Source organism: Acidovorax bellezanensis, assembly GCF_025421555.1.
GTDB lineage: Bacteria > Pseudomonadota > Gammaproteobacteria > Burkholderiales > Burkholderiaceae_C > Comamonas > Comamonas bellezanensis.
The window spans coordinates 554,131-569,483 of record NZ_JAODYH010000007.1 but is presented as its reverse complement, the minus strand read 5'-3'; the positions used below and the strand labels follow the sequence as shown (position 1 = coordinate 569,483).

The window sequence follows — 15,353 nt, the reverse complement described above, 5'->3', positions numbered from 1 at the left end:
AAGCTAGCCCCTATGGAACTGGCCATTGAAAGCCTGGACAGCCCTGCGCTGACCAAGGCGCAACTGGCGGATTTGCTGTTCGACCAGATCGGTTTGAACAAGCGCGAATCCAAGGAAATGGTGGATGCCTTCTTTGACCTGGTTTCACAAAGCCTGGTCGAGGGGGATGACGTCAAGTTGTCCGGTTTTGGCAACTTCCAGATCCGTACCAAGGCGCCGCGTCCGGGGCGCAACCCTCGCACCGGCGAGCTGATCCCCATCCAGGCCCGCCGGGTGGTGACTTTCCATGCCAGTACCAAGCTCAAGGAGCAGATCCAAAGCGGCGAGACTTCGTCGTCTGCGTTGTAGGCGGCATTCCTGGTGCATGCTGGGCATGCATGGGCAGGGCGATTGCGCATGGCAGCCAGGCTGCAGCTGCGGTAGTCTTGCCAGTTCGATGATGGGAGATGTATCCGATGTCTGAGGGCTGCCTGCTTCCGGCTATTCCAGCCAAACGCTATTTCACCATTGGTGAAGTGGCGCAATTGTGCTGCGTCAAGCCGCATGTGCTGCGCTATTGGGAGCAGGAGTTCACCCAGTTGCGCCCCGTCAAGCGCCGCGGCAACCGGCGTTATTACCAGCACCATGAGCTGCTGATGATTCGCCGGATTCGGGAACTGCTGTACGAGCAGGGCTTCACCATCCAGGGCGCACGCAACCGCTTGCGCGAAACGGGCGGCGGAGCCGGCGCTCCCGAAGTCGAGGAAGTGGAGTTCCTTCCCGTGGACTGGACCGCCGCGGAAACGCCGGACGGCAATGCCGCCGTGGAGCAGGTCGACGCCAGCAGCGTGGATTCCCGGGCCGTGCGACAGGAACTTTTGCAGATTAGGGACTTGTTGTCTTTGTAAGGATTTTTTCGGTATATAATTCAATTCTCGTCGGCGTGTAGCGCAGCCTGGTAGCGCACTTGCATGGGGTGCAAGGGGTCGAAGGTTCGAATCCTTTCTCGCCGACCATTGATAAGCAACGGGTCAGTTCTGTAAAGAACTGACCCGTTTTGTTTTGTCCGAACGAAATCGATGGAGCTGGCCTGGCCTGGCCTGGCCGGGCCTGGCCGGGCCGGGCCTCAGGCCACGATGATCCGGCTCGAGCCCTTGCGCAGCGCGGCCAGGGCCGGCAATGCGCGCGCGCCGGCGTCGGTCACGATGACATCGATGTCCGCATTGTCGGCATAGGTCACGCGGCTGCCTTGGCCGAGCTTGTGGTGATCGGCGAGGATGACGACCAGCTGTGCCTGCTCGACCATGGCGCGTGCCACGGCGGCCTCATGGTGTTCGAAGCTCATCGCGCCGTGCCGCGGGTGCAGGCCAACCGGGGACAGAAACACCACGTCGGCGCGAAAGCGCCGGATTTGCTCCAGTGTGGCTTCGCCGAATGTGGCCTGCGCCTTCACGTCTATCTCTCCACCGAGCAGCAGTATCTTGTTGCGGGCGGCACGTGCCTCGTCGGCACCGGCGAGCTTGAGCGCGATGTTGACCGAATTGGTGATCGCTGTCATGCCGTTGAGCGTGGCGATCTCCTCGGACAGGATCAAGTTGGTGCTGCCCGCATCGAGGAACAGCGTCTGCCCCGGCTGCAACAGCGCGACCGCGGCCTTGGCAATGGCGCGCTTTTCCTTTTGCCGGGCCGCCAGGCGCACCGCCAGCGGCGGTTCGGGCACGGCGCCCGGGGTCACCACGCCGCCGTGCACGCGCCGCAGGTCGCCCAGGATTTCGAGTTCGATCAGGTCGCGGCGTACGGTCTCGCGCGACACCTTCAAGTCCTGCACGATGCGATCGACGCTCAGGCTCGAGAAGGTGGCCAGCAGGCTGCGGATGCGTTGGAATCGGACTTCTTGGAGCATTGGGATAGGGCTGAAGAAAGCAGTGGGCCGCCGGCGCCCGCCTTTGCGCCAGAAGGTGCCAAAGCGGGGTCCGCGGCCATTATGCAGGTGGAGAATGCGGCCGCTGGCGAGCGGTATTGCGCCGCATTCGGGCCGGACGCAGCCGGCGGGCCGCAGCGCCGGTCTCAGCTGCCCAGGCCCATGGCCGGGTCGCTGACCCCGTCGGCGCCGGTTTCCACGCGGCCCGCGAAGCGGCGCATGAAGACCCCGTCGTCGTCCACGTTGGCGGTCACCGTGAAGTCGTACCAGGACTTGGCGGGCGACAGGTCCCATTGCTGCTGGATCTTCTGGCCCGGCGCCAGCGCGAAGTGCCATGGACCGTCGGCGCGGTAGGCACTGGGCTCGACAGTCACATTGCAGCTCATGCTGCCGATGTTGTGCAGCTCCACGTACACGCCGCCGTTGGCCACGTCGTAGCACACGCGCGTCTCCGGCAAGCCCACGCCGCCTTTCAGCGTGGTCGGCAGCGTGCCGCGAAAGCGCCGGTGAAAGCCGTTGGGGCCGAACACCGAGAGGTCGTAGCCGTTGGCGTGGAGGCCCCAGCTGTCGTTGAGCATCTTGTCCGGCTCCACCGTGTAGCGGCGCGGCACGGCCGCGAGCGCCAGGTGATCGTAGACGTGGAATACCGCGCCGGCCTTGCCCGTGTTGCTGAAAACCAGCCAGTAAAGCCGTTGCTCGATATCGGGGCGGCCGCTGGCGTGCAGCTCGTAGGGCAAGGCGCGCGACCAGCGCACGCCGGTGTTCTGCGCGGGCATGGTGCCTGTGCCCGGGGGCGGCGCCACCGGCGTCGGGTAGGTGGTCTGCTTGGCGATCGCGGCATCGGCGGCGGCGCCGTCGATCACCGGCAGTGCCGGCAGCGCGAGGTTGGGGGTCGCGAAGTTGAAGCAGCCCGTCAGGTCGCCGCTGACCGTGCGACGCCATGCCGAGATGTTGGGCTCCATCACGCCGAAGCGTTCTTCCAGGAAGCGGATCACCGAGGTGTGGTCGAACACCTGCGAGTTCACCCAGCCGCCCTTGCTCCAGGGCGAGACCACGTACATGGGCACGCGCCAGCCCATGCCGAAAGGCGCGCCGAGATAGGGCGCCTTGAGCGTGTTGCGCTCGCCCAGTGTGTCGACCGTGCTCTGGCCGGCCTGGCTGCCATCGGCATTGAGCGAAGGAATGGCGGGCGGCGGCATGTGGTCGAAGTAGCCGTCGTTCTCGTCGAACATGATGAAGAGCGCCGTCTTGCTCCACACCTCGGGGTTGGCGGTCAGGGCGTCCAGGACCTCGGCCGTGTACTGCGCGCCCCACAGCGGCGACGAAGGCCCGGGATGTTCCGAGTATTTGGCCGGCGCGACAATCCAGCTGACCTGCGGCAGCGTCCCGGCCATCACGTCAGCGGCCAGGCCGTCGAGCGCGCGGGTGGACAGGCCGCGCGCTTTGAGCGATGCCTGCTGCTCGGTCGGCGCGGTCGCGTAGTAGGCGTTGCGAAAGCTGGTGAAGCCCTCCAGCGGGTTGTCGGTGTAGTTGTCCGCCATGTCCTGATAGACCTGCCAGCGGATGCCGGCGGCTTCCAGGCGCTCGGGGTAGGTCGTCCAGGAGTAGCCCGGCGTGTTGGCCAGGTCGTCGTTGGTGTTGTCGATGGCCGGGCCTCCGCCCAGGCCCAGCGGATCGTTGCTGCCGGTCCACAGGAACAGCCGGTTCGAGTTGGTGCCGGTCAGCTCCGAGCAGTGGTAGGCGTCGCAGATGGTGAAAGCGTCTGCCAGTGCGAACTGGTAGGGCATGTCGGCCTGGGTGTAGTAGCCCAGCGCGCGCGCCGACTTGGCCGCGACCCACTGGTTCATCCGGCCCGCGTTCCAGGCCTGCTGGCCATCGGGCCAGGAGTGGGCCATGCCGGTGGTGCGTTGCGCGCTGGTGTTCGTCGTGTCGAAGTGGAAGGGCATGCAGGTGCCCGGGCCGCTGGTCGGCGGCTGCTCGAACACAGCCTTGCCGTTGGACAGCGGAACCGCAAAGCGGTCGCCAAAGCCGCGCACGCCGCGCAGCGTGCCGAAGTAGTGGTCGAAGGAGCGGTTCTCCTGCATCAGGATCACCACGTGCTGCACGTCGCTGATGGTGCCGGTGTCCGTCGCGGCCGGAATGGCCAGCGCGCGGCGGATGCTGGCGGGCAGCAGGCCCATGGCGGCTGCCGCACCTGCCGTGGTCGCTGCGCCGCGCAGGAAGTTGCGCCGGCTGTTGGGGGTCTTGTCGTCTTGCATGGATGCGTTCTTCACGGGGCGCAGCGCACCGAGGCCGGGCGTTGCTGCGGAGTGGATGGGTTTTGCTCGGGCGTGGTGCCGGGTGGCGTCATAGCGTCGGGCGGTGGCCCGGCGGTGGCCGGATCGTTCGGCGTAACGACCACGCCGGAGGAGCCGCCGTCGACCGGCGGGGGGGTGCTGGCGCTGTCACCGCCGCAGCCCGCGAGCAACGCGGCCGTGGCGAGCGCGGCCAGGCCTGCGCGTAAGCTCATGTTCATTGCCATCTCCTTCAGGGGGTGAGCGTCGTGAGCGAAGTGCCCGAGCGCGCGATGGAGTCCACCTCGGCCTTGGTCAGCACCCGGTTCCAGGTGGCGAATTCGCTGAAGTCGAAGCGCCCGCCTATGGTGTTGGCCGCATTGCCGTTGCGGTAGTTGGGGCCGTAGCCGCCGTCCCCGTCTTCGTTCAGCGTGAAGTAGGTGTCCAGGCCGTTCATCGCGGCCAGGTAGGCGCTGGTGATGGCGACCGATGCACTCTGCGTGCCGAGCACAGGGTCGTATACGTAGAAGGTGGCGCTGAGCTTGGCCGCGTCGATAGCCATGACCACGTAGGCCCAGGTGTTGGCGCTGAAGCTCAGGTCCTTGTCGCCGGCACGTGCGCCGCCGCGGCCGAGGTTGAAGCGCAGCGCGCTGCCGTACTGACCGATGGCCAGGCCGGCGTTGTTGCCGCTCGCCCAGTTCTTGTTCGAGGCCACTGGAATGCCCGAGCGCGTGGCATCCGAGCGGAACCAGAAGCCGAAGCTGAAGGACGCCGTGGTGTTGCTCACCTTGCTGGTAGCAATCTTGAAGCCACCGTCGCAGGCCGCGCAGACCGTGGGGCCTGCGTAGTTGGTCGACAGCAGCGCGCTGCCGGTGCCGTCGAACGGACCATTGCCGGCCGCGGCGTACACCGGTGTGGCGCCAGTGACCCATGGCATGAACACCTGCGCGTTGTCGATGCGGTCGCTCAGCGTGCCGGAGAGCGGAAACAGGTGGGTCAGACCGGCCTGCACGGAGGGCAGAAGCAACACGGGCTTGACGTAGTTGAGCGTGGCGCGGGTCGCGATCGGCGTCTGGTCGGCCACCACGGTGTAGTCGTAGGTGTAGTTTCCGCTCTCGTTCAAGGCCATGGTGGTGTCCTCGAAACCGGTCGTGCTGCCGGGCAGCCTGGCAATCTCGGCGCCGTCGCGCAGCACCGTGATCGCCTGCGGCGCGGTCGCGGGCAGGGTCCACGACAGGACGAGTCCGTTCTTCTTCGCGTTGTTGGCGACCTGTACCTGGCGTACGGCGGCAGGGCCGACCAGCGGACCACCGACGAGCGGGTAGCCGGCGATGGCGGGCAGTGCGCCCAGGTGGGCGAGCAGCGTGGGCGCCACATCGGCCGCACCCGCGTAGGCGTACCACGGCGTCATGTCGGCCGGCAGGCTCGCGGCCGCGGCGACGGCCAGGTTGGCGGTCTTGTCCAGAACAATGAAGGAAGCAAGGTTCGACGGCACCGGAATGCCGTCCGGCACGCCGGTGGCGCCCAGGCCGTGCGTGGAAGTCACGATGACCAGCCAGTCCTCGTTCGGCGCGGCTTGGCGGCGTTGCGCGAGCGCGGCCTTCACCGTCGCGAGCTGGCGATCGAGTGCTGCCAGCGCGTTCTGGTAGTCGGTGCCGACACCGGCCACGTCGGCGACCTGCTGCGGGCCCTGATAGTCGGCGACGATCAGGTCGTAGCTGCCACCGGCAATGGCGGCGGAGGTTTCGCTGGTGACGCAGGTGTCGTCACCGCCGCAGTCCTTCGCCAGGTCGAGGTAGCCGGCACTGCGGTCGGCACGCAGCAGTTGCGGCAGGCCGCTCCAGCTCGAAACGGCCGCGGTGCGTGCGCCGGCTTGCGCGCCCTTCAGCAGCTTGAACACGCTGTCGGCCTTGAAGCCCTGGCCTGCGTAGTTCGAGCGGATCTGGTGACGGTCGGCCCAGGTGCCGGTCAGCAGCGTTGCCCAGCCGGGGCCGTCGGTGGCCTGCTGCTGCGTCGTTGCTCCCTTGACGCCGCCGGTATAGGCCGGCAGCAGCGTGCCCAGTCCTTGCAGCGTCGGCATGCGCGTGGCGGCCACGGCCTGTTGCAGCGCGGCGTATTGCACGCCGTCGATCCCGATCAGCAGAGCCTTGCTGCGCGCGGTACCCGGCACGACAGGGTCTGGCTTGGCCGGCTCGGCGGGCGATGGGTCTGAGCCTCCGCCGCAGGCGGCCAAGAGGACGAGAAGGCTCGCGCTGAGCGCGACCCGGGCGAATCGAGGTCTAGGTTGGTTCATGATGAGTGGGTCAGGCAACGGAAATCCCAGACGCGCATGCGCCCGGCTTTGGAATCGAGGGGTGAAAGCGCTGTCGGCGCCCAGCGGCTCGGCGCGCGGTGGTGAATGGCGACGGCTGTCTCTCGCCAGTCAGTGCATTCTTGTGTTTTCGTGATTTGCAAAAATATCCACAAGTACAAGCAATGCCTCAATTCTGTGGGCCATCGATGACAATTCGTTGACAGTGCTCGGCGCTGATGGGGGAGGGGGCGCGCGCGCCGGGGCTGCATTCCGGTGGTCTGGAATGCGCGTGGAGCGGGGCGGTGACTGCGCGGCCCCTAGCGCCGGGACCTGGCGGAGGCCGGGACGATGCCATCTCGCATGCCGATGGGGGTCGGCCATGCCGCGGGAGCGTCTTGATTTCTATCGGAGCGAGGGCCTGCCCATGGGGGGCAGCCGCTCAGGGGGCGTAGGTTTCGCCTGGTCCGTGCGCGCGCTCGATCAGGCGGCGCCAAGGCACGGTCTCGCAGGGCGAGCTTCCTTGGAAGTCACCCAACCGATTCCGCTGATCCAAGGAAATTGCGCCGAGATGGGGCGCGTGGAGGATGCAATGGCCGTGGTTGACGGCCCAATGCGGTGGAAGGGCCGACCTGCAGCGGGCAGGTCGTCCTTCTTGCGCTACGAGACAGGGGTCGAGGGGCCTGCCTCAGGGCTTGGCGGCGTGCCAGGAATTGTTGAGGAAGCCGTCGCCGGTCTTGTCACCGGGCTTGGTGTCCTTGATCCAGTAGTAGAGCGGACGCCCCTGGTACGCCCATTGTCGGCTGCCGTCATCACGGATCACCACGCTCCAGCCGCCGATGGGGACCGCGCTCGCCGGCGCCATCAACGGCGGCCAGTTGGTGGCGCAGCCGCCATTGCAGACGCTCTTGCCGGAGCCGGCGGTATCCTTGTCGAAGACGTAAAGCGTCATCTGGCTGGGACCGACTAGCACGCCATTCAGGCTCGTGGCAGGCGAGGGGGCCTTCTGGGTGGGGGGGGTCATGCTGCAGGCGGCAAGCAGAACTGAAGCAAGAACAGCGGAGGAAGCGATGCGGATCATGGAGGTACTCCTTGAAGTGGACCTTTGGTAGACGCTCGGACGGGCCGTTTTATTCCATGGACTTTGCCGCCAACGATGGATGTGGCCGATGACCTGCCTGTAACACGGCATTTTTCACGGCCGAATCCTGTGCTGCGCCGTCCGCGCCCTGAAGGGTCGCCCTGTGGTTGCAGGGCGACCCTTCAGGGCTGAGGTCACAATACGCTAGTTTCATGCAACAACAAAGGATTGACCGTGATGGATGGATTGATAGCAGGGCGCCTCTATGGCACACCTGAGCAGCGGACCAGCAAGACGGGCAAGCCCTTCATGGTCGCACGCATGCGCGCCGTGTGCGGCGATGGTGAAAACCTGTTTGTCAACGTCATCGCCTTTGACGCCGCGCCCTGTGCGGCTCTGGAGGCTTTGCGCGAAGGCGATGCGATTGCCATTGCCGGCCCGATCACACCCAAGGTCTGGACCGACAAGCAAGGCGTGGTGCATCCCGCGTTGGACGCCATCGCCCATCAGGTGCTCACGGCCTACCATGTGGAACACAAGCAGCGCCAGGTGCTTTCCAGCCAGTCGGGCGGCGATGCGGCACGCGACGCCTGGCCGGCGCCCGGCGAGGATTGAGATGCCGCAGGTGGCCTGATCTTCTTATGCTTACTCGGAATAAATAATCAATTTATTATTCCTAATACTCAGTGGAATTTGCGCGTACAGTGCACGCATTCTGCATTTTTGAGTGAAGGCATACCGTGAACAAGCGCCATCTTCTGCAAACCACTTTGGCCCTGGGCCTGGCCCTGGCTGCGCCCCTTTCGGCCCTGGCACAGGACAAGACATCGATCAAGATCGGCGTCACCGCCGGCCCCCACGCCCAGATTTTCGAGCAGGTGAAGCTCGTTGCCGAAAAGCAGGGTCTGAAGATCCAGGTGGTCGAGTTTGGCGATTACGTCCAGCCCAACGCCGCTCTGGCGGCGGGTGACCTCGACGCCAACAGCTACCAGCACGGCCCCTACCTGGACGCCCAGGTCAAGGACCGCGGCTACAAGCTGGTGCGCGTGGCTGACACGGTCAACTTCCCCATCGGCCTGTACTCCAAGAAGTTCAAGGCGCTTGCCGACCTGCCCCAGGGCGCCAAGTTCGGCATTCCCAACGATCCGACCAACGGCGGCCGCGTGCTGTTGCTGTTGCAGGCCCAGGGCCTGATCAAGCTCAAGGAAGGCGCGGGCCTCAAGGCCACGCCGCTGGACGTGGTGTCCAACCCCAAGAAGCTGAAGTTTGTCGAGCTGGACGCTGCCCAGCTGCCGCGCTCGCTCGATGACCTCGATGCTTCGGCCATCAACACCAACTTCGCGATCTCGGCCGGGCTCAACCCCAAGACCGACTCCATCGTGCAGGAAAGCGCCAAGAACCCCTATGTGAACATTCTGGTGGTGCGCGAGGCCGACAAGAGCAAGCCTTGGGTCGCCAAGCTGATCAAGGTCTACCAGTCGCCCGAGATCCGCCAGTTCATCGAGACCCAGTTCAAGGGTTCGGTGGTGCCTGCGTTCTAAGCACCGCATAGCTCTCCAAGAAGCGTCGGCAGTTGCCGGGGCGCTTCCATCCGCCAGTGCCGCCTTGCGCCGCACTGGCTTTTTTATGGGCAAAAGTCTTAGGGTTGAAAGGCATTGCAGCCGGCATCCTTAGTAGCAAAAATGCATAAGCATGCGCTTTTAATTTCGTTGGTAAATGGCGGGGATGGCGGCACACTCCAGTCACGTTCCATGCGGGCGAAATGTGCGCTGCAACGGCAGCTCCCCGCAGTTGCCACGCAATGCCCCAGGGATCTCAACCGCTGAGATGCCGGTACGGGACCTTCGAAGATTCAGTTAAAAAATACGATTGCATGAGCCACAGCACCGCAGACCCGATTTCAACCTCGCCGCTCATCCGCTTGCGTGATGTGCAGAAGAAATTCGTCACTGCCGACGGCGGCGTGTTTGAAGCCGTCAAATCGGTCTCTCTGGATGTGCGTCAGGGAGAGATTTTTGGCCTGATCGGCAAAAGCGGTGCGGGCAAATCGACGCTGCTGCGGCTGATCAATCTGCTCGAGCGTCCCGACGCGGGCTCCGTCATCGTCGCCGGCCGCGAGCTGACGGGCCTGGGGCGGCGCGAGCTGCGCGAAGCGCGGCAAAACATCGGCATGATTTTTCAGCAGTTCAACCTGCTGCAGAACGCCAGCGTGTTCGACAACGTCGCCTTTCCCTTGAAGATCCACGGCGGCGCGTCGCGGGCCCGGATCGATGCACGGGTGCGCGAATGCCTGGCACTGGTGGGCCTGACCGACAAGATCGCCAGCTACCCGGCGCAGCTGTCGGGTGGGCAAAAGCAGCGCGTGGCGATTGCCCGCGCGCTGGCGCCGCGCCCTCAGGTGCTGCTGTGCGATGAGCCGACGTCGGCGCTCGACAGCGAAACCACGCGTTCACTGCTGGAGACGCTGCGCGATATCCAGCAAAAGACCGGTGTGACCATCGTCATTGTGACGCATGAGCTGTCGGTGGTGGAAGTGCTGTGCAGCGAAGTGGCCATCGTGGAAGGCGGCCGCATTGCCGAGCAGTTTTCGCTGACCGGGCCGAGCGCGGCGCGCACCACCGTGCTGGGCCAGGAAATCGAGGCCCTGCGCGAGCGCAGGGCGCGCGAAGCCCGCTGGGATGCCCGCCCGGACGCCCAATCCTCTTCCCCCGCTGTCCCCCCATTGAATGCTGCCGTGGCAGTCCAGGAACTGCACCATGTCTGAGAACATTGCCGCCATTCTTCCCGAGCTGTGGCTGGCCATAGGCCAGACGGCCCTGATGCTGGGCATCGGCCTCACGGCCGCCATCGTCATCGGCGGCCCGCTGGGCGTGCTGCTGTTCCTGCTCGGCCCCGGCCAGTCGCTGGAAAACAAGTGGGCCTTCATCACGCTCAACTGGATCGTGAACACGGTCCGCTCCTTCCCCTTCATCATCTTGCTGGTGGCGCTGGTGCCGTTTACGCGGGTGGTGGCCGGCACGTCGATAGGGCCGCTGGCTGCGGCCGTGCCGCTGTCGTTTGCGGCGATTCCCTATCTCGCCCGTCTGGTGGACCAATGCCTGCGCGAAGTGCCGCGCGGCGTGATCGAGGCGGCCCATGCCATGGGTGCTTCCGAGCTGCAAATCGTCTGGCGCGTGCTGGTGCTGGAAGCGCGTTCCGGCCTGGTGCTGGCGCTGACGGTGCTGGCCGTGAGCTTTCTTTCGTACTCGGCGATTGCCGGCGTGGTCGGCGGCGGTGGCATCGGCGACCTGGCCATTCGCTATGGTTACTACCGCTTCCAGACCGATGTGATGGTGCTCACCGTCACCGTGCTGGTGGTGATGGTGCAAATCCTGCAGTTTGTTGGCAGCACCGTTGCGCGGCGCCTGGACAAGCGCGGTTGATGGCCCCGGCCCGGTCAGTGCCGGGCATTCATTTCTTGCCGCGCGGCGGCTTTGTTTTCCTTTTGAAGAGGTTTGTGATGAAGAATTTTGTTGTACGTCGCTCCTTGCTGGCTGCTGCCGTGGCCGCTGTGACCCTGGTGGGCCTCGCGGCTCCCGTTCAGGCCCAGACCAAGAAGGAACTGGTGATCGGCGGCACGGCCGGCTCGAATATCGACCAGCTCAAGCTGGGCATCGTGCCCATCCTGGAAAAAAAGGGCTACAAGGTCAAGCTGGTGGAGTTCAATGATTACGTGCAGCCCAATCTGGCGCTGGCCCAGGGATCGCTGAACGCCAACTTCTTCCAGCACCGCGTTTACCTGCAGAAATTCGCGGCCGATCAGAAGCTTGATCTGGTGGAACTGGTGCAAGGCCCGATCGCCCCCCTGGGCGTGTACTCGACTTCGCGCAAGACCCTGGCCGAAGCCAAGCCCGGCGACCGCGTGACCTTGCCCAACGACCCCAGCAATCTGGCGCGTGCCCTGGTGCTGCTGGAGCAGAACCAGCTGGTGAAGATCAAGCCCGGCATCGACCCGCTGCGGGCTTCGGAAAAAGACCTGGTGGAGAACCCCCGCAAGCTCAAGTTCATTCCGCTCGAAGCCGCGCAACTGCCGCGCTCGCTGGGTGACACCGAGTACGCCATCATCAATGGCAATTTCGCGATTTCCTCGGGCCTCAAGCTGACGGAAGCGGTGGCGTTGGAAAAAACTCCCGACCATTACCTGAACGTGGTGGCCATCAAGCGCGTGGACAAGGATGCCCCCTGGGTCAAGGACCTGGAAGCGGCCTACCGCTCCAGCGAATACAAGGCCGTGGTGAACAGCAAGTTCCAGGGCTACGCCAAGCCTTCGTACATGCAATAAGCGGTGTACGCCAGCAGGCTGGCGTCTGTGTAGGACGCTGCCCACTGGCGACCTCACTCAGGGCTTCTCATAATGGGACGCCTTTTTTCATTTTTGACTCCAGGAGCTTTCATGAGCCAGTACACAGTCGCTGTCATCGTCGGCAGCTTGCGCAAGGATTCCTTCAACCGGAAGTTGGCGAAGGCGATCGAGCGCATGGCGCCCGAAGGCTTTGAATTCAAGGAAATCGCCATCGACAACCTGCCGCTGTACAACCAGGATGCCGATGGCAACGAGGTGGAGGTGGTGAAGAACTTCCGCGCGCAGATCGCGGGCACCCAGGCGCTGCTGTTTGTGACGCCCGAGTACAACCGCTCCATCCCCGGCGTGCTGAAGAATGCCATCGACCAAGGCTCGCGCCCTTACGGCAAAAGCGTCTGGGCGGGCAAGCCGGGCGCGGTGCTGGGCGTGTCGGTGGGGGCGGTGGGCACGGCGCTGGCGCAGCAGCATCTGCGCAACGTCATGGCCTACCTTGATGTGCCGCTGATGGGCCAGCCGGAAATGTTCATCCAGGCCAAGGAAGGCCTGTTTGCCGCCGATGGCTCCATAGGGGAGGGCAGCAAGGCTTTTGTACAGGCCTGGCTGACCCGCTATGTGGACTGGGTCAAGCGCCACGCCTGAGATCGCGTAGCGCTCGCCAGAAAACCGGCCACTGGCCGGTTTTTTCATGTGCAAGCCAGTGCCGGGCCGGCTGCCTCGCCTTGCGCTTCCTCGAGGATCCAGTCCGCGAACGCCTTGACTTGCGGCCGTTGCAAGGCGCCCGGTTGCGTGACCAGATAGTAGGCAAAGCGTGCCGGCCAGGGCTTGTCCAGCACCTGTACCAGCCGGCCCGCCACGATTTCCTCGCGTGCATATTCCAGCGGCACCAGTGCCAGCCCCTGGCCGGCTTCCGCGGCGCGGATCAGCAGGAAGTCATCCTCGAATGCCGTTCCGCGCTCGGCGCGGGGGTCCTGTGCGACCCCATGCGCGGCGAGCCACAGCCGCCAGTCTGCCCGGTCGCTATCGTGCAGCAGCGGGTAATCGAGGCAATCCGCAGGCTCCTTGAGCGCCGCATCAGCGGCCAGCAGGCCGGGGCAAGCCACAGGTACCAGCACGGGGGCCATCAGGCGGGTGGCATGCAGGCCCGGATAGACACCCAGCCCATGCCGCAAGGCGATGTCGACCCGGTCCCGGCGCATGTCGACCACGGCCGAAGTCGCCTCGACCCGCACTTCGATGTGCGGGTAACGCTGGTTGAACCGGCCCAGGCGCGGCACCAACCACGATGCGGCGAAAGTGGCGACCGTGCTCACGGTCAGGGTCTGGCGGGACTTGATCTGCTCCAGGGTCTGCTGGACTTTCTCGATCTGCTCGAAAGCCTGTAGCAGCGCGGGATGGACATTGGCCCCGGCCTCGGTGAGCCGTAGACCTTGGCGCTCCCGGGTGAAAAGCGCCACGCCGATCCGGTCCTCCAGCAGGCGGATCTGCTGGCTGACCGCGCCGGAGGTGACGCTCAGCGCCTCGGCGGCGGCCTTGATGCTGCCGCGCTGTCCGACTTCCACGAAAGTGCGCAAGGCCAGCAGTGGGAGCGAGGTGGTCATTGTGTTTAGTTTTTCTATATTGTTAGAGAAGAAATGATCGTTTCCCTTAGGAAACTCCCAAAACTATCATACGTATTCTTTAGAGGCAATGCGTTAGTTTAGTTAATCTATATTCATAGTGGGAGCCATGATTCATCTCTATACCGACAGCTCGCCCAACGGCTTCAAGATCACCATTGCCCTGGAAGAGCTGGGCTTGCCGTATACCTTGCACCATGTCCGCCTCGATGCGGGTGAGCACAGACAGCCCGATTTCTTGCGCCTGCATCCGCATGGGCGCATTCCCGTGCTGGTGGACGAGGACAGCGATATCACCTTGTTCGAGTCCGCCGCCATCCTGCTCTACCTGGCCGAGAAGACCGGTAACCTGCTGCCGACTGAGCCGCGGGCCCGATGGCAGGCCATGCAGTGGCTGCTGTTTCACGCGGCGAGCGTGGGGCCGCTCATGGGCCAGCGCGTGCATTTCGAGATTTTCTCCCGCACCAGGAATGCCGAGGCCATGGAGCGTTACCGCCGGTTGACCAACGAGGCATTCGCCACGCTGGACCAGCATCTGTCCCGCCACCACTTTCTGGCCGGGGATGCGTATTCCATTGCCGACATCGCCCACTTCGGTTGGACCCACATCGCGCGCATCGTCGACTTCGATTTCAGCCAGTACCCGCATCTGAGCGCCTGGCATGAGCGCGTGGCGGCCAGGCCTGCCGTACGCCTGGGCGTGACCCTGCCCGCACCGGCTACCGGCGCATGAACTCCACACGACACAGCACAGCCATGAGCCTTCTCCAGACCCCCTCCGGTGCATCGTTTCCGGCCTTTTCCGCGCATCCGGGCTATAGACGCATGTTCGCCCCTGAGCGACTGACCCTGGGCATCTTCTTGCCGCTGCGCTTTTACGCAGGCGACATGCGCGTGCTGGCCGGGCAGGCGGATCTGGTCGCGGACATCGACCGCCGCGGCTTTGCCGCCGTCTGGGTGCGCGATGTGCCCTTGTTCGCGCCCTCGTTCGGGGATGCGGGCCAAGTGTTCGATCCCTTCAGCTACCTGGCGTTTCTCGCAGCGCGGACAAAGTCGGTGGCACTCGCCACGGGCAGCGCCATTTTTTCCTTGCGCCATCCCATCGACCTGGCCAAGGCGTCGGCCACCATCGATCAGCTGTCGGGCGGGCGTCTGGTGCTGGGCATTGCATCCGGCGACCGTCCCAGCGAGTTTCCTGCGTATGGTCTGGAGCATGGTGCGCGCGGCGAGCGGTTTGCACAGGCGGTGGCCTACTTTCGCCAGCTTCTGCGGGCGGACAGTCCGGCGATCGATTCGCCACTGGGCCGCATCGACGATGCGGCGCTGTTGCCCAAGCCCGCCACGGGCCCGATTCCGCTGATCGTCACCGGCTCGTCCGGTCAGCCGCTGGAGTGGGTTGCGGCGCATGCCGATGGCTGGCTGACTTATCCCGAAGCCACGCACAACCGCCTGGGGCCGCAGCGGCTGGCGCAAAAGATACGCGCCTGGCGTGCGCTGATCCCCGACGGCGGCTTCCGGCCGCACATGACGAATGAATGGCTGGACCTGGTCGAGGATCCCGACCACCCGCGCACCCCGCTGCGCGGTGGCTTTGTGCTGCGCACGGGCCGCAAAGGCCTGATGGCCTTGCTGGAGGAATGGCAGCAGGCGGGTGTCAACCATGCCGCGCTGGGGATTCAATTCTCCGAGCGCCCGGCCGCGGAAGTCATACAGGAGCTGGCCGAAGAGGTGCTGCCGCATTTCCCCTCACACCCCGGGCCGCCGGCGCTGGCGGCTGCGTGGTGAGATCTGCGTAGCAGCTCGGACAGTGGACGCAAAAAAACCGGCCAGCGACCGGTTTTTTTGTGCTCT

General features: G+C 64.8%; 16 protein-coding genes and 1 tRNA gene. 11 read left to right on the top strand and 6 right to left on the bottom strand.

Going from position 1 to position 15,353, the window contains the following annotated elements:
* Positions 1 to 12 precede the first annotated feature (12 nt).
* From N0K08_RS16650 to N0K08_RS16640, 3 genes are all read left to right on the top strand, one after another.
* Complete coding sequence (locus tag N0K08_RS16650; protein WP_261501507.1) at positions 13 to 348, top strand: integration host factor subunit alpha; 336 nt, start codon at positions 13 to 15, stop codon at positions 346 to 348.
* A gap of 107 nt (positions 349 to 455) precedes the next feature.
* A complete protein-coding gene (locus N0K08_RS16645) occupies positions 456 to 887 on the top strand; it encodes a MerR family transcriptional regulator (protein ID WP_261501506.1) in 432 nt (143 codons plus the stop codon).
* A gap of 31 nt (positions 888 to 918) precedes the next feature.
* A tRNA-Pro gene (locus N0K08_RS16640) sits at positions 919 to 995 on the top strand.
* Between the two features lie 110 nt (positions 996 to 1,105).
* Here N0K08_RS16640 and N0K08_RS16635 read toward each other — a convergent pair.
* From N0K08_RS16635 to N0K08_RS16615, 5 genes are all read right to left on the bottom strand, one after another.
* Positions 1,106 to 1,882, bottom strand: a complete 777-nt coding sequence (locus tag N0K08_RS16635; RefSeq protein ID WP_261501505.1) for a DeoR/GlpR family DNA-binding transcription regulator — start codon at positions 1,880 to 1,882, stop codon at positions 1,106 to 1,108.
* 164 nt (positions 1,883 to 2,046) lie between these two features.
* Positions 2,047 to 4,158: a phosphocholine-specific phospholipase C gene (locus N0K08_RS16630; protein ID WP_261501504.1), complete on the bottom strand. Its 2,112-nt coding sequence runs from the start codon at positions 4,156 to 4,158 to the stop codon at positions 2,047 to 2,049.
* An 11-nt stretch (positions 4,159 to 4,169) separates the two neighbouring features.
* On the bottom strand, positions 4,170 to 4,415 hold the full coding sequence (locus tag N0K08_RS16625; protein ID WP_261501503.1) for a hypothetical protein: 246 nt from the start codon (positions 4,413 to 4,415) through the stop codon (positions 4,170 to 4,172).
* An 11-nt stretch (positions 4,416 to 4,426) separates the two neighbouring features.
* Positions 4,427 to 6,466: a LamG domain-containing protein gene (locus N0K08_RS16620; protein WP_261501502.1), complete on the bottom strand. Its 2,040-nt coding sequence runs from the start codon at positions 6,464 to 6,466 to the stop codon at positions 4,427 to 4,429.
* Positions 6,467 to 7,151: 685 nt separating this feature from the next.
* Positions 7,152 to 7,544 carry a COG4315 family predicted lipoprotein gene (locus N0K08_RS16615; RefSeq protein ID WP_261501501.1) on the bottom strand — a complete coding sequence of 131 codons (393 nt, stop codon included), beginning with the start codon at positions 7,542 to 7,544 and terminating at the stop codon, positions 7,152 to 7,154.
* 237 nt (positions 7,545 to 7,781) lie between these two features.
* Here N0K08_RS16615 and N0K08_RS16610 point away from each other — a divergent pair, with 237 nt between their 5' ends.
* The 6 genes from N0K08_RS16610 (at position 7,782) to N0K08_RS16585 (ending at position 12,525) form a co-directional block, all read left to right on the top strand.
* Positions 7,782 to 8,159, top strand: a complete 378-nt coding sequence (locus N0K08_RS16610) for a single-stranded DNA-binding protein (RefSeq protein WP_315968012.1) — start codon at positions 7,782 to 7,784, stop codon at positions 8,157 to 8,159.
* Positions 8,160 to 8,284: 125 nt separating this feature from the next.
* Positions 8,285 to 9,085 (top strand): MetQ/NlpA family ABC transporter substrate-binding protein, encoded by an 801-nt coding sequence (locus tag N0K08_RS16605; protein ID WP_261501499.1) that lies wholly within the window; start codon positions 8,285 to 8,287, stop codon positions 9,083 to 9,085.
* Positions 9,086 to 9,417: 332 nt separating this feature from the next.
* Positions 9,418 to 10,308 (top strand): methionine ABC transporter ATP-binding protein, encoded by an 891-nt coding sequence (locus tag N0K08_RS16600; protein WP_261501498.1) that lies wholly within the window; start codon positions 9,418 to 9,420, stop codon positions 10,306 to 10,308.
* Positions 10,301 to 10,966, top strand: a complete 666-nt coding sequence (locus N0K08_RS16595; protein ID WP_261501497.1) for a methionine ABC transporter permease — start codon at positions 10,301 to 10,303, stop codon at positions 10,964 to 10,966. The genes N0K08_RS16600 and N0K08_RS16595 overlap by 8 nt, the downstream gene beginning before the upstream one ends.
* A 77-nt stretch (positions 10,967 to 11,043) precedes the next feature.
* The gene (locus N0K08_RS16590; RefSeq protein WP_261501496.1) at positions 11,044 to 11,865 is read left to right on the top strand and encodes a MetQ/NlpA family ABC transporter substrate-binding protein; all 822 of its coding nucleotides are present in this window, start codon (positions 11,044 to 11,046) and stop codon (positions 11,863 to 11,865) included.
* Positions 11,866 to 11,976: 111 nt separating this feature from the next.
* Positions 11,977 to 12,525, top strand: a complete 549-nt coding sequence (locus N0K08_RS16585; protein ID WP_261501495.1) for an NADPH-dependent FMN reductase — start codon at positions 11,977 to 11,979, stop codon at positions 12,523 to 12,525.
* A gap of 44 nt (positions 12,526 to 12,569) precedes the next feature.
* Here N0K08_RS16585 and N0K08_RS16580 read toward each other — a convergent pair whose 3' ends face one another.
* Positions 12,570 to 13,484, bottom strand: coding sequence for a LysR substrate-binding domain-containing protein (locus N0K08_RS16580; RefSeq protein ID WP_261501494.1), 915 nt, complete (start codon positions 13,482 to 13,484; stop codon positions 12,570 to 12,572).
* Positions 13,485 to 13,611: 127 nt separating this feature from the next.
* Between N0K08_RS16580 and N0K08_RS16575 the strand changes: the two genes are divergently transcribed.
* Both N0K08_RS16575 and N0K08_RS16570 read left to right on the top strand, forming a co-directional pair.
* Positions 13,612 to 14,235, top strand: coding sequence for a glutathione S-transferase family protein (locus tag N0K08_RS16575; protein WP_261501493.1), 624 nt, complete (start codon positions 13,612 to 13,614; stop codon positions 14,233 to 14,235).
* Positions 14,236 to 14,327: 92 nt separating this feature from the next.
* The gene (locus N0K08_RS16570) at positions 14,328 to 15,287 is read left to right on the top strand and encodes an LLM class oxidoreductase (RefSeq protein ID WP_408642968.1); all 960 of its coding nucleotides are present in this window, start codon (positions 14,328 to 14,330) and stop codon (positions 15,285 to 15,287) included.
* Positions 15,288 to 15,353 lie beyond the last annotated feature (66 nt).